Annotated in this window: 21 protein-coding genes; 13 read left to right on the top strand and 8 right to left on the bottom strand. The window is 41.2% G+C overall.

Annotated elements, in window-relative coordinates:
* The first annotated feature begins 2 nt into the window (after positions 1-2).
* Entirely contained in the window at positions 3-1,238 is a 1,236-nt protein-coding gene (gene hutI, locus D3P12_RS00445; protein WP_245977354.1) for an imidazolonepropionase, read from the top strand.
* Positions 1,214-2,206: a formimidoylglutamase gene (gene hutG / locus D3P12_RS00450; protein WP_245977355.1), complete on the top strand. Its 993-nt coding sequence runs from the start codon at positions 1,214-1,216 to the stop codon at positions 2,204-2,206. The genes hutI and hutG overlap by 25 nt, the downstream gene beginning before the upstream one ends.
* 40 nt (positions 2,207-2,246) lie before the next feature.
* On the opposite strand, the gene D3P12_RS00455 is transcribed toward hutG, so the two are convergent.
* Together D3P12_RS00455 and D3P12_RS00460 are read right to left on the bottom strand one after the other, a co-directional pair.
* On the bottom strand, positions 2,247-3,143 hold the full coding sequence (locus tag D3P12_RS00455; protein WP_118193136.1) for an MBL fold metallo-hydrolase: 897 nt from the start codon (positions 3,141-3,143) through the stop codon (positions 2,247-2,249).
* Positions 3,144-3,221: 78 nt separating this feature from the next.
* Positions 3,222-5,039: a DNA polymerase III subunit gamma/tau gene (locus D3P12_RS00460; protein WP_118193137.1), complete on the bottom strand. Its 1,818-nt coding sequence runs from the start codon at positions 5,037-5,039 to the stop codon at positions 3,222-3,224.
* Between the two features lie 111 nt (positions 5,040-5,150).
* Between D3P12_RS00460 and D3P12_RS00465 the strand changes: the two genes are divergently transcribed.
* The 5 genes from D3P12_RS00465 to mtgA all read left to right on the top strand — a co-directional run bounded on the left by D3P12_RS00465 (position 5,151) and on the right by mtgA (position 7,717).
* A complete protein-coding gene (locus D3P12_RS00465; protein WP_118193138.1) occupies positions 5,151-5,759 on the top strand; it encodes an OmpA family protein in 609 nt (202 codons plus the stop codon).
* 87 nt (positions 5,760-5,846) lie between these two features.
* Positions 5,847-6,209, top strand: coding sequence for a 30S ribosomal protein S6 (rpsF, locus tag D3P12_RS00470; protein WP_118193139.1), 363 nt, complete (start codon positions 5,847-5,849; stop codon positions 6,207-6,209).
* On the top strand, positions 6,209-6,475 hold the full coding sequence (gene rpsR, locus D3P12_RS00475; RefSeq protein ID WP_118193140.1) for a 30S ribosomal protein S18: 267 nt from the start codon (positions 6,209-6,211) through the stop codon (positions 6,473-6,475). The genes rpsF and rpsR overlap by 1 nt, the downstream gene beginning before the upstream one ends.
* A gap of 16 nt (positions 6,476-6,491) precedes the next feature.
* The gene (rplI, locus tag D3P12_RS00480; protein ID WP_118193141.1) at positions 6,492-6,935 is read left to right on the top strand and encodes a 50S ribosomal protein L9; all 444 of its coding nucleotides are present in this window, start codon (positions 6,492-6,494) and stop codon (positions 6,933-6,935) included.
* Between the two features lie 71 nt (positions 6,936-7,006).
* Complete coding sequence (gene mtgA, locus D3P12_RS00485) at positions 7,007-7,717, top strand: monofunctional biosynthetic peptidoglycan transglycosylase (protein WP_118193142.1); 711 nt, start codon at positions 7,007-7,009, stop codon at positions 7,715-7,717.
* Between the two features lie 14 nt (positions 7,718-7,731).
* On the opposite strand, the gene D3P12_RS00490 is transcribed toward mtgA, so the two are convergent.
* From D3P12_RS00490 to D3P12_RS00510, 5 genes are all read right to left on the bottom strand, one after another.
* On the bottom strand, positions 7,732-8,193 hold the full coding sequence (locus D3P12_RS00490; protein WP_118193143.1) for an ABC transporter ATPase: 462 nt from the start codon (positions 8,191-8,193) through the stop codon (positions 7,732-7,734).
* Between the two features lie 151 nt (positions 8,194-8,344).
* The gene (locus D3P12_RS00495) at positions 8,345-8,569 is read right to left on the bottom strand and encodes a heavy-metal-associated domain-containing protein (RefSeq protein ID WP_118193144.1); all 225 of its coding nucleotides are present in this window, start codon (positions 8,567-8,569) and stop codon (positions 8,345-8,347) included.
* 83 nt (positions 8,570-8,652) lie between these two features.
* On the bottom strand, positions 8,653-10,896 hold the full coding sequence (locus D3P12_RS00500; protein WP_245977473.1) for a heavy metal translocating P-type ATPase: 2,244 nt from the start codon (positions 10,894-10,896) through the stop codon (positions 8,653-8,655).
* Positions 10,897-11,018: 122 nt separating this feature from the next.
* Positions 11,019-11,582, bottom strand: coding sequence for a helix-turn-helix domain-containing protein (locus D3P12_RS00505; RefSeq protein WP_118193146.1), 564 nt, complete (start codon positions 11,580-11,582; stop codon positions 11,019-11,021).
* Positions 11,583-11,635: 53 nt separating this feature from the next.
* Positions 11,636-12,997 (bottom strand): ammonium transporter, encoded by a 1,362-nt coding sequence (locus D3P12_RS00510; protein WP_118193147.1) that lies wholly within the window; start codon positions 12,995-12,997, stop codon positions 11,636-11,638.
* A 394-nt stretch (positions 12,998-13,391) separates the two neighbouring features.
* Here D3P12_RS00510 and D3P12_RS00515 point away from each other — a divergent pair, with 394 nt between their 5' ends.
* The 5 genes from D3P12_RS00515 to D3P12_RS00535 all read left to right on the top strand — a co-directional run bounded on the left by D3P12_RS00515 (position 13,392) and on the right by D3P12_RS00535 (position 19,039).
* A complete protein-coding gene (locus tag D3P12_RS00515; protein ID WP_118193148.1) occupies positions 13,392-14,396 on the top strand; it encodes a glycosyltransferase family protein in 1,005 nt (334 codons plus the stop codon).
* Between the two features lie 18 nt (positions 14,397-14,414).
* Entirely contained in the window at positions 14,415-15,755 is a 1,341-nt protein-coding gene (locus D3P12_RS00520; RefSeq protein WP_118193149.1) for a GH1 family beta-glucosidase, read from the top strand.
* Between the two features lie 81 nt (positions 15,756-15,836).
* A complete protein-coding gene (locus D3P12_RS00525) occupies positions 15,837-17,063 on the top strand; it encodes a sugar MFS transporter (RefSeq protein ID WP_118196918.1) in 1,227 nt (408 codons plus the stop codon).
* Positions 17,064-17,099: 36 nt separating this feature from the next.
* Entirely contained in the window at positions 17,100-18,110 is a 1,011-nt protein-coding gene (locus tag D3P12_RS00530) for a LacI family DNA-binding transcriptional regulator (protein ID WP_118193150.1), read from the top strand.
* A 62-nt stretch (positions 18,111-18,172) separates the two neighbouring features.
* A complete protein-coding gene (locus D3P12_RS00535) occupies positions 18,173-19,039 on the top strand; it encodes an ROK family protein (RefSeq protein WP_118193151.1) in 867 nt (288 codons plus the stop codon).
* Here D3P12_RS00535 and D3P12_RS00540 read toward each other — a convergent pair.
* On the bottom strand, positions 19,036-19,851 hold the full coding sequence (locus tag D3P12_RS00540) for a patatin-like phospholipase family protein (protein WP_118193152.1): 816 nt from the start codon (positions 19,849-19,851) through the stop codon (positions 19,036-19,038). The genes D3P12_RS00535 and D3P12_RS00540 overlap by 4 nt on opposite strands.
* Before the next feature lie 98 nt (positions 19,852-19,949).
* On the opposite strand from D3P12_RS00540, the gene D3P12_RS00545 reads away from it, so the two are divergent.
* A complete protein-coding gene (locus tag D3P12_RS00545; RefSeq protein WP_118193153.1) occupies positions 19,950-20,735 on the top strand; it encodes an SDR family NAD(P)-dependent oxidoreductase in 786 nt (261 codons plus the stop codon).
* Positions 20,736-20,783: the final 48 nt, after the last annotated feature.

Genomic DNA, 20,783 nt, shown 5'->3' on the forward strand with positions numbered 1-20,783 from the left:
CTATGGACGAAATGAAAATCATTGGTCCCTTTAAGCAACTAACTGCTTTGGCAGATCTGCCTCTTCGAGGAGCTATTGCTGATGAGCAATTGGAGGTTATTGCAAAGGGCGCTGTTGTGGTGAACTCAGATGGTCTGATTGAAGCGGTAGGCGAATTTGAGACGCTGAGAACCTCCTACCCAACTGCTAAACTGGAAGAAATAGAGGAACCCATGGTTCTTATGCCGGGCTTTATCGACTGCCATACACACATTGCTTTCGGAGGCAGTCGGGCCAGGGATTATGCGATGCGTGTCGCCGGAAAAACCTATTTGGAAATAGCTAAAGCTGGTGGTGGTATTTGGGACACCGTTACTCAAACCCGATCTGCAACAGAAGAAGAGTTAATAAAGAATACGGTATCGAGGGCGGCCAAACATTTACGTGAGGGCGTGACCACCATCGAAGTTAAAAGTGGTTATGGTCTGAATGTCGACGATGAAATAAAAATATTAAATGCTATTCACTCTGCCAACCAACTGACCAAAGCTGACCTGATAAGCACCTGTCTTGCGGCCCATATGAAACCAAAGGATTTTGATGGCGGGCAAAAGGAGTACCTCAATTATTTATTGGACGAGCTGCTCCCGCTTGTAAAAGAACAGAAACTCAGCGAACGGATTGATATTTTTGTAGAAGACTCTGCATTCGATACGGTACATGCAGACTATTTTCTGTCTAAGGTAGCTCAGCTAGGTTTTGATATAGCGGTTCATGCTGATCAATTCAGCACGGGAGGGTCAGCGCTCGCATTAAAACATAAAGCACGATCAGCCGATCATTTAGAAGCTTCAACCGAAAAAGAGATCGAACCGTTCGTTTCATCAGATACGGTAGCAGTTGTATTGCCGGGAGCCTCAGTGGGCTTGGGTATGAATTTCGCCCCTGCGAGAAAATTATTGGACGCCGGTGCGTGCATGGCTATCGCCAGCGACTGGAACCCAGGTTCCGCACCGATGGGGTCATTGTTAGTCCAGGCCAGTATTTTAGGGGCATTTGAGAAGCTGTCTATGACCGAAACGCTGGCAGGCTTAACCTATCGTGCGGCACATGCGCTGAACCTAAAAGACAGAGGAAAAATTAAGAAAGGCTATTTAGCTGATATGCAAGCCTTTCCTTGCGAGGATTATCGAGAGATTCTCTATCACCAAGGACAATTGAAACCCCAAATTATATGGAAAACAGGAACACGAATATGATAGATTCAAATTTTTATTCAACAGCAAACGAAGGATCGTGGTTTGCTCGCATTGATGGTTTTGATGAAAACCAGCTGCGCTGGCATCAGAGCGTGGAGGCGATCGACATCAGGAAGCTAAAGCGAGCTGAAGGACAAAATAATATCGCCATTTTGGGCTTTGCCAGTGATGAAGGTGTACAGAGGAATAAAGGACGTGTTGGCGCTGCAAAAGCCCCCGAGCGAATTCGTCGGCTCTGCAGCAGCCTACCCATGATCGAGGGGGTGAAGATCTACGATGCGGGGGATGTTTCCTGTTATGAAGAGCAGCTGGAAAAAGCACAGCAACAGCTGGCCGTGGCTGTTGGGAAGCTTCTAAGTCATGGTTATACGCCGCTCTTGCTGGGTGGTGGTCATGAAATTGTGTATGGACATTATAAGGGGGTTAAGCAAAGTTTCTCTTCTGAGAAAGTCGGCATAATCAGTTTCGATGCACACTTCGATCTCAGGAAACCGGACAGTAAAGGCGTGAACTCGGGTACTGGATTTTGGCAAATTGCAGAAGCTTCGAATCATGCTCCGTTAGACTATTTAGCGATCGGGATTCAAAAAGCCAGCAATACAAGAGAGCTTTTCGAAGAGGCAGACAAGCTGCAGGCTTCCTACATTTTTGATAGCGAATTTAATCCGACACAAATTGACTATCTCAGGAAAAAGATTGCTAGCTTTTGTGACAAGGTTGATAAAGTATACCTCACGATTGATATGGATGCCTTTTCCTCTGCTTACGCTCCGGGAGTAAGCGCTTCAAATCCAAAAGGGCTCACACCCGACTTCGTTTTTGATGATTGCCTGAGGGGTATTTTCTCAACCGGGAAGGTGGTATCGATTGATGTAGCTGAGGTAAACCCAAATTTTGATCTAGACAACCGTACGTCCAAACTTGCTGCACGTTTAATATCTGATATGCTTAATCTTCTTTCAGGGTAAACATTTAAATATGTCCCTGCTTTAAGCGAATGCTCATATCTTATTGAGTTAATTCCTGATACGCGGCATCCAAGCTTCGTTCAATCCCATCGCCCTGCCATTCAGACGCGCCGGGTATGCTTGCTATTTTCATTATTTCTTCGCGGCTTTCCCCCGCCTTAATTTTACTGCTTACCACCTCAAGCAAAGAGCTTAAATAGTCCTGAAATGCTTTGAGGTCGGCCTGGCCTCCAACAACCTTCTCGGGATCAAGGCTATGTCCAAAGATAAAAAGTGTATCACGGTCAAAAGTGTCCATCGCCTTTTGTAAAACTTGAATCCAACTGGCAATATCCGCCCCTGCCGACTTATCGATAAAAGGATAGCGGCGGTTGAAAACTAAATCGCCCATATGCACGATGTTCGCATTTTGAAAATGAACAATCGCATCTCCATTGGTGTGTCCTGCACCAAAATAATGAGCTTTGATAAATTCTTTTCCGGTTTTCAACTCCCAGCTTTCTGTAAAAACGGTATCGGGATAGAGTTGTTCACTTTCCTTGCCCGATTTTTTCGCTACAGCCTTCTGATTAATTAACGAGTTGTTATGAGCCACTACTTTGCCTACCAAACCTTTGAACGCGATGTTACCGGCGGTATGATCACCGTGATGATGCGTGTTAATTAAATAGCTAAAGGGCTTGGATCCTAATTTCTTCAGTTCTGCTATGAGGTGGGCGGCTGAGTGAGGGAACTGAGCGTCTATGACAAGGTACCCCTCATCGGCGTCTAACCAACCTATGGTACCTCCTGCTTCTGTAAAGATGCCTATGCTATCTCGCAAGGTCATGAAGTTATAATCTTGAGGTCGCATGAGAGCAGCCCACGCACTTTTTGTACTGAAAGACAACAACGCTGCTGTCAGACTCGCATTCTGAATAAAATCACGTCTTTTCATCTTGATTGCTACGATCGGTTTAGGGAAAAACAAAAATAATTTTCATTTGTTTCAATCTGCCCCTCTTTTTAATCTCATTTAATCAAAACCTAAATTAAATTCCTTTCTTAACTGATCGAGCATCGGATTTTTTGCCACCATTGCCTGGTATTTCTCCGCGTCGGTCACAGGCTTTCTTACAGTTGGCGACTTTTGGAGGACAGGAATAAGGTCGACCTTAAAGTTATTCAGATTTTGGCGGATATAATTCAAAATTTCTATTTTCGACTCGACTAAAAGCTGCTGCTGGATCTGGTTCTCTACGATAACGTCTACCATATAGTTTTCCTTTAGTACCGGCTTATTAGCAGTCATCAGTGTGAAAAGGCTTATTTTGCCTTGATCCTTGATTGTTCGGGAAAACTCAGTCCAGAGTTTTAAAAATTCTTCTTGACCAAAAGGCTCTTCTGCCGTCCCTTGAACGTATTCGGGGTCTTTGTTCTTCGAGCCGCTATCTCTCTTTTCGTCAAAAACGGTATTGAGGTTTGGAATTTTGGAACCTAAGTTGATATCGGTCAATTTAGGGATAACAAGCTTGGGTCTCGTTGGAGGCACCACCTCACTCTGTGGTGAAGGAGACACTGATGAATCTTTGTTTTCTGATGATGACGCAACGCTTGATGGAGGTGCGACTGGGCTCTGCTTTGCCGTGGTAACCGGATTAGAAGTTTCAGTTTGATCAGGCGACTTCGTTATGGAAGTTTTTTTTTTAGCGGACTCGCCGCTTTCTTCGTTCATGATTGATTGCCTGCTAAGCTGGACAGCCGAACTGATATGACACATCTTCAATAGAGCCAGCTCTACCTGCAATCGTTGATTTCTGCTGGTTTTATAATTTATTTCACATTGATTAGCAATGTTCAATGCCGACAACAGTAGGCCCTGACTAGTTTTTTCAGCCTGGCTAAGGTACCGATCTTTGATGGTCTTACTTACCTCTAGAAGTTTCACAGTTTCCATATCTTTCGCGACCAAGAGATTCCGGAAATGACTGGCCAACCCAGCTATAAAGTGACTACCGTCAAACCCTTTTGAAAGAACTTCATTGAACAATAACAGGCACCTTGAGCTATCCTCATCAACAATCGCCTGTGTCAATTTAAAATAGTAATCATAATCTAATACGTTCAGATTGTCAATAACAGCCTGATAGCTTAAATTCTTATTAGAAAAGCTTACCAGTTGATCAAACATGGACAATGCGTCACGTAAACCGCCATCGGCTTTTTGTGCAATTAGATGAAGGCCATCCTGATCATAACTCACAGCCTCTTTTTGCGCAATACTTTCGAGATGACCAGCAATATCCTCAACGCGGATTCGATTAAAATCGAATATCTGACAACGAGAAAGAATAGTAGGGAGAATTTTATGTTTTTCGGTGGTAGCTAAAATAAACTTCGCATACGCAGGAGGTTCTTCCAATGTCTTTAAAAATGCATTGAAAGCCTGAGCAGATAGCATATGAACCTCATCAATGATATAAATCTTATATCTTCCGGTCTGAGGAGGAATCCGCACCTGTTCAATCAAGCTCCTGATATCTTCCACAGAATTGTTCGATGCGGCATCTAACTCATGAACATTAAAAGAGGAACCATTTTGAAAAGCTTTGCAACTATCACAGGTACCACAAGCTTCGACCTCGGAGGTTAGATTTTCACAATTTATTGTTTTAGCCAGGATACGAGCACAAGTGGTCTTTCCTACACCTCTCGGACCACAAAACAGGAAGGCTTGTGCCAACTGATTATTCTTGATCGCGTTCTTTAAGGTTCCGGTTATGTGTTGTTGCCCAACAACGGTTTCAAAGGTTGCCGGACGGTATTTCCGCGCTGAAACAATAAAACTATCCATTAGCACGAAGATACAGCATAAAAATTTAAATTAAATAGCTATTATTGATTTTGTAAACAAAAACACCCTTTTCGGGTTTATAACAAAACAAACGATATTAAAAAAACGAATATGAAAACCTTAACGATTTCACTTCTTGCTTTGGCCAGTTTTTGCATGGTAGCATGTAACCAAAACAGCAGTCAAACAAATAATAGCGCAGACTCTACTGATATAGGGCCTTCAATGAATGATTCCATTGTAAATACGGACAATCCTCCTGCATCAAGGGACTTATCGGCTCAGCCAGAAGTAGACTTGTCACAAAGTGCGCTTACCTATACGGAAACCAATACACAGATGAAGCTGGTTCTTCCCAATGCTGATGTATTTGAAGAAGGTAGTGCCGAATTTAAGGAAGGCTATGAAGCCACGCTCCAGGAGACTTTAAATGTCATCAATGACCGAGGATTCGGAAAGGTTCTGGTATCAGGGAACACAGGACGTGGTGGCGATGAGGCAGCCAACAAATCGCTATCCTCTGAACGGGCTATCAAAGTGACCAAATGGCTGAAGGACAAAGGTCTTAAAAAAGAGGTTAGTGTTACCTCACAGGGTGTTGGGTCACAATATCCGATGATTGCTTATGAATTGAAAGACGGCTCACCTAACCCACAAGCCGATGGTTTGAACAACCGGACAGAAATAACCTTCCGGAAGTCACAACTTGCATCACAATAATCAGTTAGCTATTGTAATTTTAAATATTTCATTGTACTTTTGCATCCCGCTTTAGCGGAAACATAAATTATTAATTTTATTCTTAAAATGCAACAGTACGAAACCGTAATCATTCTTACCCCGTTGTTGTCAGAAGAAGTGGCTAAAGAAACTATTACAAAGTTTAGCACTTTCTTAACTGAGAACGGAGCCGAAATTATCCAAGAAGATAATTGGGGTTTGAAAAAATTAGCGTATCCGATTGAGAAAAAATCAACCGGATTCTTCCACCTAACTGAATTTAAGGCTCCAGGTGATTTAATTAGCAAACTGGAACTTCAGTATAAGCGTGATGAGCGCATTATGCGTTTCCTAACCATTGCTTTAGATAAACATGCGATCGCTTACAACGAGAAAAAACGTAGCGGTGCTTTTAACAAGAAACCAAAAACTGAGGAGGCTGCAAAATAATGGCAAGAGAACAAAAAATTCAGTATGTTACTGCTCCCAAGGTGGATGATAACCGTAAAAAATATTGTCGTTTCAAAAAGAATGGCATTAAATATATCGATTATAAAGACGCAAACTTTTTATTGAAGTTCGTTAACGATCAGGGTAAACTTTTACCAAGACGCTTGACTGGAACTTCGTTGAAATTTCAACGTAAAGTAGCACAGGCTGTTAAACGTGCTCGCCACATCGGTCTATTACCTTATGTTGCAGATTCATTAAAATAAACGGAGGTAGAGAAACATGGAAATTATTTTAAAACAAGATATTAAAAAACTTGGCGAAAAGGATGATATCGTTGTAGTTAAGCCCGGATACGGACGCAACTATCTGATTCCTCAAGGTTTTGCTGAATTAGCTACTCCGTCTGCAAAGAAAGTTTTAGCTGAGAACATCAGACAAGCACAATTCAAACAAGATAAAATTAAACAAGACGCAGAAGCTTTAGCTGGCAAACTTGAATCTGTAAAATTAACTATCGGGGCAAAAGCCGGCGAAAGCGGCAAGATATTCGGGTCGGTTAATACAATTCAAATTGCTGATGCCCTTAAGAAAGAAGGCTATGAAGTTGACCGTCGTCGCATTACTTTCGAAGAAGAGCCTAAAGTTATCGGTGAGTACATCGCTAACTTAAACTTACACAAAGAAGTAAAGGTTCAGGTTCCTTTTGAAGTAGTTGCTGAATAAATTACAATACCAAAACAAAAAAAGGCTATCCATCATCGGATAGCCTTTTTTTGTCATTATATTTAGTGACCATGGCAAAACGAAAATCAAGAAAAAAGAAAAAGAGCACGAAGAAGCGAATTCTTAAAATCTTGCTAAAAAGCATTATTTATTTCGTTGTAATCAGCGTAGTATGGGTAATGCTCTATCGTTTTGTTAATCCGCCTATAACATGGCTGATGGTTCAAAGAAATCTTCAGTCGATAGAAAACACAAAGCCTCCGGTTGCACGAAAATGGATAAAATACGAAGATCTTTCTGAAAACTTAAAACGAGCTGTGATAGCTAGCGAAGACGCCCGCTTTATACAACATGCAGGTTTTGACAAAAAAGCCATTCGGGAAGCTTTCAAAAAAAATCAGGCAGGTGGATCGCTCCGCGGCGGCAGTACAATCAGTCAGCAAACTGCTAAAAATGTTTTCCTTTGGCCACAACGCTCCTGGGTAAGAAAAGGTCTGGAAGCTTGGTTTACTATTCTAATTGAAGCCCTGTGGGGTAAAAAACGTATTCTCGAGGTCTATTTGAATGTTATTGAAATGGGGCCGAACCTGTACGGTGCTGAGTCGGCAACTCAATATTATTTTAATAAATCAGCCAAAAGTCTAACAAAGCGACAAGCAGCGCTGATCGCAGCAGTGCTTCCTAACCCGCTAAGGTGGTCACCAGCAAAGCCCACAAAGTACATTAGCAATCGTGCATATCGCATTGTACGCTATATGCCTCATAGTGCCATCCCTGAATAGCGCGCCTATCTTATTCAGCTGATATTGAACATCCGGCCTTGCCAACTATCTTTGATAGGAACGATCCAGCGTTTGGCTAGCTCCTCACTACTCTGTACGGTATTATCAAAAACCAGTGTATCTTGGTTTATTTCACCAGCCGACAACAATGCTTCTAGTTCGGTGCGTGAGGCCGCTTTCACCTGATCTCCATCGAAATAAGCGGTCTGCATCCGATCAAATAAATTGACCCCCAACTCATTCTCGATGGCTTTTAGAAAACGAACGGACGAGTCTATAGAACAACCTGAAGCGGCTTCCACGGATTCATTCAAAAACAAAATGATAAAGCGGTTATAACGAATTTCAGCGCGCGCGGCGAGTTCCTTACCGTGGGCTTTCCACTGTGCCGCAAATTCTTGTAGTTTATTATTTGCCAGACCTACTTCTGTTTCTGAAAGTTCTCTGTCTGACTGATAGATCCAAATACGCTCCATTTCAGCAATTTTATTAAATATTTATGAGCCTAGTAGTTCTCTCAAAGCTAAAAAAAGCGTTGAGAGAACCTGTTATCTTTGTGTCAAAATTTCGGCTCGTCTGGATATCTCCAACACAAGGCTAACAATCTAGTTGAGTATCTGTTTAAATCTACTCTGCGGCAAGCGGCTCGGCTTTGAAGCCTTTGCTTTCCACAATAGCAATTACTTCGCTTTCAGTTACACCATCTGACTTCACTGTAAGCACCTTATCACTATTATCGATATCAACATCCCATTTCCCCTCGCCTACGGTCTGATCCAAATCAGACTGTACCTTTGAGACACATCCGCCACAATTGAGGTTTGTTTTAAATTGAAGAGTTTGATTTTCCATGTTATTATATTATTACGTTATTTAATTTATTTATTATTCTTTGATCTTTTACTTTCTGATCTCCTGATCACTCTAGTCAATTGTTACTTTTTCCACTTTAGTCGCAAGCTATTGCTTACCACACTAACGCTACTCAAAGCCATTGCCGCCCCGGCAATCATCGGGTTTAATAAGAAGCCGTTAATCGGATAAAGGATACCGGCAGCAATTGGAATACCAATCAAATTGTATATAAAAGCCCAGAATAAGTTCTGTTTGATGGTAGCAACGGTTTGCCTGGACAGCAAAATGGCTTGTGGTATTTTATTCAGATCGGAAGAAATAATCGTCATCTTCGCTACGTCCATAGCGATGTCACTCCCTTTTCCCATGGCAATGCTCACATCCGCTGTTGCTAACGCGGTACTATCATTTATACCGTCACCAACCATTGCTACGACCTTCCCTTTATTTTGCAAATCTTTAATAAAATCGGCTTTATGTTGTGGCAACACCTCTGCCTTGTAATGATCTATACCAGTCTCTTTGGCAATTGCATTGGCTGTTGCTTCATTGTCGCCCGTAAGCATGTACAAGTCAATTCCCATATTTTGCATTTGCTCAATCGCTGCTACGGAAGTCTTTTTGATTTGGTCAGATATAGCCAGCACAGCCAATGCCGTTTTATCATTTGAGAACCAAATAACTGTTTTCGAGCTTTTACTCCATTCATCTGCTTTTTTCTTCAAGCCAGCATCGATATCAATGCTATTTTCGGACATTAGCTTTCTATTACCTACGTAATAGGGGGTATCAGCAAAAATAGCTTTTGCGCCCTTACCGGTAATACTCTCAAAACCTCTCAGTGACTTGGCTGATGCATCGGTCAAATAATTAACCACAGCATCTGCTAAAGGGTGTTCCGATTGCTTTTCAAGAGTAAAAAGGATATCCTTTGTGGTACTATCCTCGTTCAACCAGTATACATCAGTTACTTCAGGTTTACCTTCCGTGATTGTCCCCGTCTTATCCAGTACAATAGCATCTACTTTTTTTGCTGATTCGAGGCTTTCAGCGTCTTTAATAAGGATTCCGTTTTCGGCTCCTTTACCTACACCGACCATAATTGCCGTTGGAGTAGCCAGCCCAAGCGCACAAGGGCACGCAATAACCAAAACGGTAACCGCAGCTAACAATCCGTGCACTACGCCACTTTCACCTCCAAGGATTAACCAAAGTATAAAAGTCAATAAAGCAATACCAATCACTACGGGAACGAACACACCGGCGATCTTATCAACCAACTTTTGGACGGGAGCCTTGCTGCCTTGCGCATCCTGTACCATTTTGATAATCTGAGCAAGCATTGTTTCTTTACCAACCTTGGTCGCCTCAAAACTAAAGCTTCCTTTTTGGTTAATCGTACCAGCGAATACCTTTTCATTTTGAGTTTTCAGAACTGGTACAGGCTCACCACTCAGCATACTCTCGTCGACATAAGAACTACCAGACACAAGCATTCCGTCTACCGCGATCTTCTCTCCAGGTTTTACTAAAATAACATCGCCGGGTTTTACATCTTCAATCGCTACGCTCTGTTCTGAACCATCTTTCTGCATAACGATCACAGTTTTTGGCTGCAAACCCATTAATTTCTTGATAGCAGTCGAGGTATTCCCCTTCGCTTTTTCTTCCAATAATCTACCGAGGAGAATAAACGCAACAATAACAGCTGCTGCTTCGAAGTAAACATGAGCTTCCAATCCTCTTTCCAGCCAAAACTCGGGAAAGAACAGGTTGAAAACACTAAAGACATAGGCAATACCGGTACTTAAAGCTACCAGTGTATCCATATTTGCCGATCTGTGCTTTGCTTGTTTCCAAGCATTTACGAAAAAGCTCCGACCCAACCAGAGTACCACCGGAGTTGACAATATCCACATGATTTCATTGGCATATGGGATATTCATAAAGAACATTCCGATCACTGCCACCGGGAGAGAGAGTACAACAGCCCAAACCGTCCGTTTCCTTAGATCCTTATATGTTTTCTCGTGAATATTTTCTAACGTTTCTTGCTGTTTTGATTCGTCTTTCAACAGCAAATCGTAACCAACAGACTGAACAGCCTGCCGAAGTGCTTCAGGATCTGTGATACCGGGTTGATATTCCACGGCTAGGTTTCCTGTGGCAAAGTTGACCGAAGCCTCAACAACCCCCGGAGCGTGCTTAACGATACTTTCTGCACTACTTGCACAGGAAGCACAGGTCATTCCCAATACCGGGAACGAGTCCTTAATTGTCTCGTTAATAGTTGTTTCGTTATTTTTTTGTTGATTATTTATCATCGCCATTTTGATACTGCTTAAATTACAATACAAAGTTGGCGAGAAAACTCCAGGGAATCGTTACAGAATTATGGAATTGATTTGTAATTATCTATGAAATTAGCCTGTTTCACGCTATTATCTCAGACCTTGTCCAACGGCTTTCGCTTATCCTTTCCGATTTGTTTAAAATGGCTTGGGGTTAAGCCCGTTACTTTTTTAAACTGGTTGCTCAGATAAGCTACACTGGAGTAGTTCAGCCGAAAGGCGATCTCACTTAATGACAACTCATCATAAACTAATAGTTCTTTGACCTTTTCGATTTTCTGCGCTATAAAATATTTTTCTATCGTTGTACCTTCTACTTCCGAGAAGAGATTCGACAGGTAGTTATAATCAAGATGAAGTTCCCGACTCAGCACATCTGAGAGGTTTGTTCTAGCATCATTATTCTGATAATGCACCCAGCCAATAATAACATTTTTTATTTTTTCAATAACCCTGCTCTTCTTATCATCAATGACCTGAAAACCGAGCGCTTCGAGAGATGAGTCCAGTTGTCTCTTTTTCTCAGGTGCAAGTTCGCTATCTAAGGTTATTTCACCTAATCCAACCTGCTTGGCTTCGATTCCCAGCTTATCCAGTTCTGCTCGAACAACCAAAATACAGCGATCGCAAACCATATTTTTTACAAACAATTTACTCATTTATTGATAAGTTAAATCAACAATACCCATTGGGCATGATACCAAAGTTACAATTAAAGTTGGATTACTTTATCTCCGGCATGATAAGTATATAGCTCTTCGTCATGCTGCGTAATATCGAGCCCTTGTTCCTCCTCCGCTTCAGTAACACGAATTGGGTCAATAAGATTAACGAGTTTGAAAATACCGTATGATACCACAAAGCTATAGGTAGTGACAATTAAAATTCCAGTTACCTGAGCCAGAAAGAAGCTATTTTCACCAAATAAGATCCCATTTGCTGCATCGGGGTTAGTAACCGTGTTTGCAAAAACACCGGTAAAGAACATACCAACCACGCCTCCGACACCGTGACAGGGCACAACATCCAGCGTATCGTCCAATGAAGACTTGGAACGCCACTCTACGGCTATGTTAGATATAAGTGCCGCTACAACTCCGATGAACACGCTTTGAGGAATCGCCACAAAGCCTGCAGAGGGCGTGATCGCAACCAAGCCCACAACAGCGCCAATACAGAAACCAACAACCGACGGCTTCTTGCCACGAAACACATCAAAAAACATCCAAGCCAATCCGGCAGCGGCAGCGGCAATATTTGTTGTAGCAAAAGCGGAAACAGCCAATGAATTAGCCGCTAAGGCAGAACCTCCATTGAACCCAAACCACCCAAACCAAAGAAGGCCGGTACCAATCAACACATACGCTATATTAGCTGGCTGGGTTTTAATATGATCCGCATGTGATTTACGCTGTTTAAGAACCAGTGCGCCTGCAAGCGCGGCACAACCTGCTGAAATATGAACTACGGTACCCCCTGCGAAATCCAACACGCCAAGACGTGCGAGGAAACCATCAGGGTGCCAACTCCAATGAGCTAATGGAGCGTAAACGAACAATGAAAAAAGTACAATAAAAAGAATGTAAGAAGTAAACTTGATTCGCTCAGCGACTGCTCCGACAACAATTCCCGGAGTAATGATCGCAAACATTAAGTGAAAGAAAGCGAACAGAATAAAAGGGATTGTAGGTGCCCCTGCCCAAGGTTCCCCAGAAACTACGTTCTGGAAAAACAAAAAGGAAGCCGGGTTTCCAATCAGCCCACCGAGCGATTCACCAAAACAGAGACTAAACCCGACGATAAGCCAGAGCACACTAACTATTCCAGCTGAAACGAAGCTCTTGATCATCGTAGAGATAACATTTTTATTATTCACCATTCCTCCATAAAAGAAAGCTAGTCCGGGAGTCATCAGAAAAACCAATGCAGCTGAAATTAATACCCATGTTATGTCAGCGCTATTATATCTACGCTGATCCGAAAAACTATTTTCAGGACTCATAAAAATAGAGGCACTAGCAATCGCCAATAAAAGAAAAAATGGAACCGACCGTCTAATTGATACATTTTTCATTGAAATACTTTATTTTTTTATATAAAAAGGAAAAAACACGCTAAAAAAAACAACAATAAGGACAAATATTCAATACAAAAAGAAAAATACCTTATTATACAACAGCAAAAGTAGTTGTTTTTTATTTATTTCAAAATATTAATACCATTTTTTTAAATAATTTGATATATTATCAATCATTATATTAAAATCACATAAAAAATAGAGCATTTTAATTATTTTTTATAGTAAAAATCAGAAAAACACAAAAAGAACAAAATAATGTTAAGAAAATAAAACCGATGCATTTTTTAACACAACGATAACATAAGGCTTTCACAGACGTAATACGCAGTCTCTAACTTTATGGCTGAAAAGTAAACCCTTATCTCCTCTCTGTTTGATTGTGGTACACATGGACAAGAAGAAACTAAATATCTTATATGCTATTCAAGGCACGGGAAATGGCCATTTAAGTCGAGCACGGGACATTATCCCCATATTACAGTCGAAAGGAAACTTAGACCTTCTCGTCAGCGGAACGCAGGCAGACGTTGATTTACCCTATGATGTCAAATATAATTTTAACGGGTTGAGTTTTATTTTTGGAAAAAAGGGCGGTGTGGATATTGTTGAAACCTATAAACGAGGTAATATACGGCGGCTGTTGACTGAAATCAGGCAATTGAAACTAGACGAATATGACATTGTAATTAACGACTTTGAACCCGTTTCTGCCTGGGCATGTTATTTAAAAAATAAACCTTGTATATCGCTAAGTCATCAGGCGGCGGTCCTTAGCAAAAAAGCACCTCAACCAAAAAAACAAGACTTAATTGGCAAAATTACACTAAGGAATTATGCACCAACAAGCGTTCAGTATGGCTTTCATTTTGACCGATACGACGAACACACCTTTACGCCGGTTATCAGAAAAGAAATACGAGCGCAAAAATTAACGAACAATGGTCATTATACGGTATATCTACCCTCATATGAAGACAAGAAAATCATCAGCATTCTTTCTGAACTACCAGACACCAAATGGCATGTTTTCTCAAAACATAGCACCAAAACCTATGAGCATGAGAATATTTCTATTTACAAGATCAATAACGAGCAATTTATAAAAAGCATGGCGAGCGCAACTGGTGTTCTTTGTGGCGCGGGCTTCGAAACCCCGGCAGAAGCATTGTATATGGGGAAAAAATTAATTGTCATACCCATGAAAAATCAATTCGAACAGCATTGCAATGCTGCCGCTCTCAAAACCATGGGTGTGCCGATTTTAAAAACCCTAAAAAAGAAACATATCCCTAAATTAAAAGACTGGATTGACCATGCTATATCAATCCCCGTCGATTACCCCGATGACACGTCCAAGATCATCGATTTACTTCTTTCCAAACATATTAATTAGAACATCGTTGTAAGACCTATGACAAAACGTGATTTCGGTGAGAATTTCAATTGGGGCGTTTCTACAGCCGCTTATCAAATAGAAGGAGCCTACATGGATGACGGCAAAGGTTTGTCGATTTGGGATCAATTTGTTCGTAAAAAGGGCAAAATCCTTAACAACGAGAACGCCAATATCAGCGCTGACTTTTACAATCGCTTTGAAGGAGATTTGGCTTTAATGAAAGCCATGGGAATCCCTAACTTCCGGTTTTCTATATCTTGGAGCCGAATATTCCCTGAAGGGACGGGAAAAATAAACTCGAGAGGCGTAGATTTTTATAATCGCCTTATTGATACCTGCCTTGAATATAATATCCAACCTTGGATAACACTTTATCATTGGGACCTACCCTTGGCTTTGGAAAAACAAGGAGGTTGGACGAATCGCGCTATTATTTTATGGTTTGAGGAATATGTAAGCTTTTGTATTCGGAATTTTGGTGACCGTGTTCGGAATTGGATGGTGTTAAACGAACCTATGGTGTTTACTGGAGCTGGGTATTTTTTAGGAGTACATGCACCGGGTAGAAAAAGGTTGTCTAACTTCTTTCCGGCCGCACACCATGCCGCACTTTGTCAAGCGGAAGGCGGCCGAGTTATTCGCTCTGAGCGGAATGGCATGAATGTAGGAACGACGTTTTCTTACACGCATATCGAACCCTATAGCAAGCGCCTGAAAGACATTAGTTCAGCAGCCAGAATAGACACCTTGGTCAACCGGACATTTATTGAACCTTTACTTGGACTTGGGTATCCTACTAAAGACTTTAAAAGTCTAAGCCCGATCGAAAAATACATGAAAGAAGGAGATGATAAAAAACTCCAATTTGACATGGACTTTATTGGGCTACAGAGCTATACAAGGGAAATTATCAAACACTCCTACATTACACCCATATTAAAAGCCAAGCTCGTTACTGCCAGTCAACGCAATGTTGAACACACAAATATGAATTGGGAGGTATATCCGGAGTCTATTTACCATTGTCTAAAACGAATGTCGCAGTATCCAAATATAGCGCGCTTGATTATTACTGAAAATGGCGCATCCTATTCGGATTTGGAAGTTAATGGTGAAATCCGTGACGAGACCAGGAAAGCCTACTTGGAGAAACACATGAATCAGGTCCTCAGGGCAAAAAAAGAAGGCGTAAATGTTGGGGGATATTTTGTATGGAGCTTTATCGATAATTTTGAATGGGCCGAAGGATATCGGCCAAGATTCGGTTTGGTGCACATCGACTATCTTACACAAAAGCGCACAATCAAGTACTCCGGAAAATGGTTTAAAAATTTCTTAAAAAACTCCCCCTACTAGAAAATAATAAGCAATAGAGTTATTTATTTATTGCTAAATCGTTTTGTTTTTACTTTATTTGAAGACAAAATGAAAGTCGACATGACTACTAAACCTAAATTCACGGAAAAAAAATACCTCGTCACGCTTCTTTGTGTTACAACACTATTTATGCTATGGGGAGTTGCAATTACAATGGGTGATGTCCTGAATAAACATTTCCAGAATGTTCTTGGCGTAAGCAAATCAGAATCTGGTCTTGTCCAGTTTTCCATTTTTGGAGCGTATGCGATCATGGGAATACCTGCTGGCCTCTTCATGAAAAGATTTGGTTATAAAAACGGTGTTCTGCTTGGTTTATCGCTCTATGCGATAGGAGCATTTCTTTTTGTACCCGCCGCCAATGCTGAGTCTTTCAACTATTTTAGGATCGCGCTTTTTATCTTGGCGTGTGGATTAGCAACGCTGGAAACGGTAGCCCACCCCTTTGTTGCTGCATTAGGCAAGCAGCAAACTAGCGATCAGCGAATTAATTTCGCGCAATCATTCAATGGATTGGGTACGATTATAGGCCCGGTTATCGGAAGCTATTTTATCCTGCGAGGAAGTGGTGTGGATGGTTCTCTTGATTCTGTTAAAACACTTTACATTGTAATAGGCTGTGTAATTGCTGTTTTTGCAATCGTATTTTCAACACTGAAAATCCCAGCACTAGAGACAGATTCTACTCAGTTAACCCATTCAGACGACACGGTTAAACCAACTAACGTCAAAAAGAAACTATTTCAGCATCGCCATTTTAAATGGGCTATTGCTGCTCAATTTTTCAATGCTGCTGCACAAGGGGGAACTTGGGCATTCTTTATCAACTACGGTCATGAAATCATGGGGTTCTCAGATGAGCTGGCTGGTTACTACTTTGCACTTAGCATGGTCTTTATGACTATCGGACGCTTTGCCGGAACATTCTTAATGAAGTATATTGCCGCCAACAAGCTTTTAGCAATATTTGCTTTTGCCAACATTGTTATGTGCATCATTATCGGAGGGGCATGGGGCTGGCCATCTTTTGTTGCATTATTAATGCTCAATTTCTTTTTCAGCATTATGTTTCCGACTATTTTCAGCCTCGGCTTAAAAGATCTTGGTACACACACGCAACAGGCATCCTCTTTCATCGTGATGGGTGTTGTTGGTGCGGCCTTTTTTCCGTATTTTATGGGCACGTTGGCCGACCAATATGGAATTTCAAAAGCCTATTACTTACCAATTATCTGCTATTTTATTATCTTTCTTTTTGGTAGTAGATTTTACAAAGTAAAAGGATAAACAATATCCGAACGAAATGTTCGTAATGAATATATAATGAAAAAAAAATCAATTATAGACATAGCGAAGGAGCTAAATATCTCTCCGACAACAGTTTCTTTTATTCTAAATGACAAAGCTGAAGAAAAAAGAATTAGTAAAAAACTCACCAAGACGGTAAAAGACTACGTAGAAAAAGTCGGATATAAGCCTAGCTCAATAGCCAGAAGCCTTCGTACAGGTAAAACGAACACGATTGGTCTTATGGTAGAAAATATCGCTAATCCGTTCTTCGGAACCGTTGCTAGGAAAATAGAGGAAGCGGCCTATACGCATGGGTATCGAATTCTATATTGCAGTACAGATAACAACTTAGAAAAAACAAAAGACCTTCTCCATGTTTTCAAAGAACGAAAAGTAGACGGATATATCATTAGCCCTCCGGCAGGCGTTGAAAAAGAAATAGAAAGCCTCATCAACTCAAATATACCGGTTGTAATCTTCGACAGGGAGGTCGGTGTAAAAACAGACCAGGTTATTATAAACAATGAAGAAAGTACTTATTTAGGCACGAAACACCTATTGGAAAACTTTCAAAATATTGGATTTGTAACCTTAGACTCCAATCAAACACAAATGACAAGTCGGCTCGCAGGCTATCAAAGGGCAGTCCAAGAGGCAGGCCGTCCGGAGTATATAAAGAAAGTGGCCTATTCTCAGAATGAAGAAGAAATAACAACGGAGATTGCAAAATTTGTCGAGACGACCAAAACGCTTGATGCAATTTTATTTTCGACGAATTACCTGGTAGTAAACGGACTAAAAGCTTTACAAATACTAGATCTAAAGATCCCTCAAGATATCGGAGTTGTTGCTTTCGATCATCATGATTTATTCGAACTACATTCACCAACTATCACCTCGATTGATCAACCGATTGATGAGATCGCCAATAAAGCAATTCAACTTTTATTAAAGCGACTGGGCGGTGCGACAAAAAACCCACCACAAGAGACCGTATTGTCGACGAATATGAAAATTCGGACATCATCAAAAAAATACCAATAAGACGACCAAGCTAAAACGATTTATTATATTTGGCAATTATTAATCTAAAGTGTAGATAATATATGGATATTGTTACGGGTGTGGACATTGGTGGTTCGCATATAAGTAGTGCGTTGGTCAACTTAACAAAGAACAAAATCGTACCAGATACCTTATGTCGGAAGCTCGTTGATTCGAAAGCTCCTGCCGAGGAAGTCATTGAACAGTGGAGTCAATGTATACAAACAAGCCAGAAAAAAGGTAATATTTCGCACTCCCGACTAGGCATCGCGATACCTGCTCCATTTGATTACGAGAAAGGGATCTGTCTTATCAAAGATCAGGATAAGTTTGATTTGCTTTACAATAAAAATATTAAAGACCTATTGGCTGAACAGTTAAAAATTGACCGTAACGAGATTGCCATGCAGAACGATGCAAGCTGTTTTATGCTCGGAGAAATGATCGTGGGCGCAGGGAAAGGCTTTCATCAGGCATTAGGTGTTACCCTGGGTACCGGTCTGGGTTCTGCATTTGCTACTGGCTCGCTTATAGAAGATGCTAATTTATGGAATACCCCTTTCAAGGATAGTATTGCGGAAGAATACATTTCGAATCGGTGGTTTCTAAATAGTTATTTCGAACAATCCGGTCAAAAACTTCCAGGAGTCAAGGAACTGGCGCAGCGGTCTCAAACAGATCATCTGGCAAAAGGGCTTTTTATTGAATTTGGAGACAGCTTGGGACAATTTATTGAGGTTGCCATCAAAAAGATTGACCGCGAGCCGCAAGTGATCATATTAGGTGGAAACATCGCCAAGAGCAATCACCTATTTTTAGATGCTACACACGCCCACTTAAACAAGTGCAACATCAATATCCCGATAAAAATTGCAGAACTAGGCGAGCTTTCAGCTATTTACGGAGCAGCCGGCTTATGGAAATGCTAACCTTTTAGAAAGCTTTTGAACCCTTCTTTTACCCGGTCGATAAACTTATTATTGTCTTTGATCAGATTGGTTCTTTCGGCTAGGTATTGCGTGGTGTAATCATACCCTACCTCTATAATCTCATGTGATTTATGAAGGTCGAACAGAAGATAGTTCACTAACTCTTTTGGCTCGATGTACATAAAACAATTCTGCGCTGAAGAATATACAGTGTTAGCGAAACTCAAATGGAAAGACCTGTCAATCGTTTCCCAAAGTCCTCTTTTTGGACTCGGGTCCCGGATCGGGTTCACATGTATTGCAATGACATTATCCTTTTGATCAATAAAGGGTTCTACCGGAAGGTTATTTGATAGACCACCATCGACGTACATCATTGAGTCAATTTCTACTGACGGAAAAATAGTTGGTATAGCACAAGAAGCCTCAACAGCATCCATAATATTACCTGTGTTGAAAATTTTTTGACGCCCGTCGGTATAAGAAGTGGCTGTAATATAGAGCGGCATAGGTAACTCTTCGAAAGTTTTATAGCGCATATTCTCTTCGAGATAAGTCCTAACTTTTTTAAAAGAGACAAGTCCATGCCTGATGGAATGCCAAGTGAGCATTTTTCGGGTCAATTTACCATCGAGCATTTCGATAATCTCTTCCGGAGTAAATCCACTCGCCAGAAATGTTCCAGCAATGGCCCCGGCACTTGTCCCCGATATTGCAGAAGGATAAACACCCCGCTCATACAATGCCTTTGCAGCACCTAAGTGCGCAAAACCACGAGCTCCACCTCCTGATAAAACAAATGCTTTTTTCATCTAGTATCGTGTATTTATAGTCAACAGATTTTATTTTTCAAGTCTTGCTAACAGATTTTAAATTTATCTATTAAATTCAAGAAATAAAACCGGATTATATGGCACACGCACTTATTACAGGCGCAAGCAAAGGAATCGGAAAAGCGATCGCAATTGAGCTAGCGTCAAGAGGCTATGACATATTATTAGTCGCCAGGAGCGAGAAAGACTTGTTAAAAGCCAGCAAGGATATTAAAAGCAAAGCTGACGTTGAAGTAGTGTACCTGTCAATTGATTTGTCATTGCCCGATGCTCCAAACGAAGTCTATTCCTGGCTACATTCCCTGCAAGTCAAAGTTTCCGTCTTGGTGAACAATGCCGGTTATGGATTGAGTGGCCGCTTTGAGACGCAGGAGGTCGCTGCTATACAGAATATGATGCAGCTTAACATGATTAACTTGGTTACTTTAACGTATCTTATTCTACCTGAATTAAAACAAAACCCAGCAAGCTACATTCTCAATGTGGCCAGCACTTCAGCGTATCAGCCTACACCGAACTTAGCGGCTTATGCTGCTAGCAAGGCCTTTGTATTATCCTTCAGTAGAGCATTGAATCATGAATACCGGGGTACCGGCATTTCGGTTACCTGTGTCTCACCAGGCCCAACAAATACTGCTTTTGTTGAACGAGCACAGTTAACTGAAAAAGGGTTAGAGCGGATGAAAAAAGTACATATGCAACCTGCGGCGGTGGCTAAGAGCGCTGTGCGGGCTATGCTTGCGAGAAAAGCTGAAGTAATTCCCGGCTTAACCAACAAAGTAGCATCTTTTATGACTTGGCTATTCCCGAAAACTATCGTAGAACACATAGCAGGTCGCATCATAGGAAATGTCATCGAATAATGACTCGACTTGATTCAGAATTCATCGAAAATCACTATCTTGATATCA

This window comes from Pedobacter indicus, from assembly GCF_003449035.1.
Taxonomy (GTDB): Bacteria; Bacteroidota; Bacteroidia; order Sphingobacteriales; family Sphingobacteriaceae; genus Albibacterium; species Albibacterium indicum.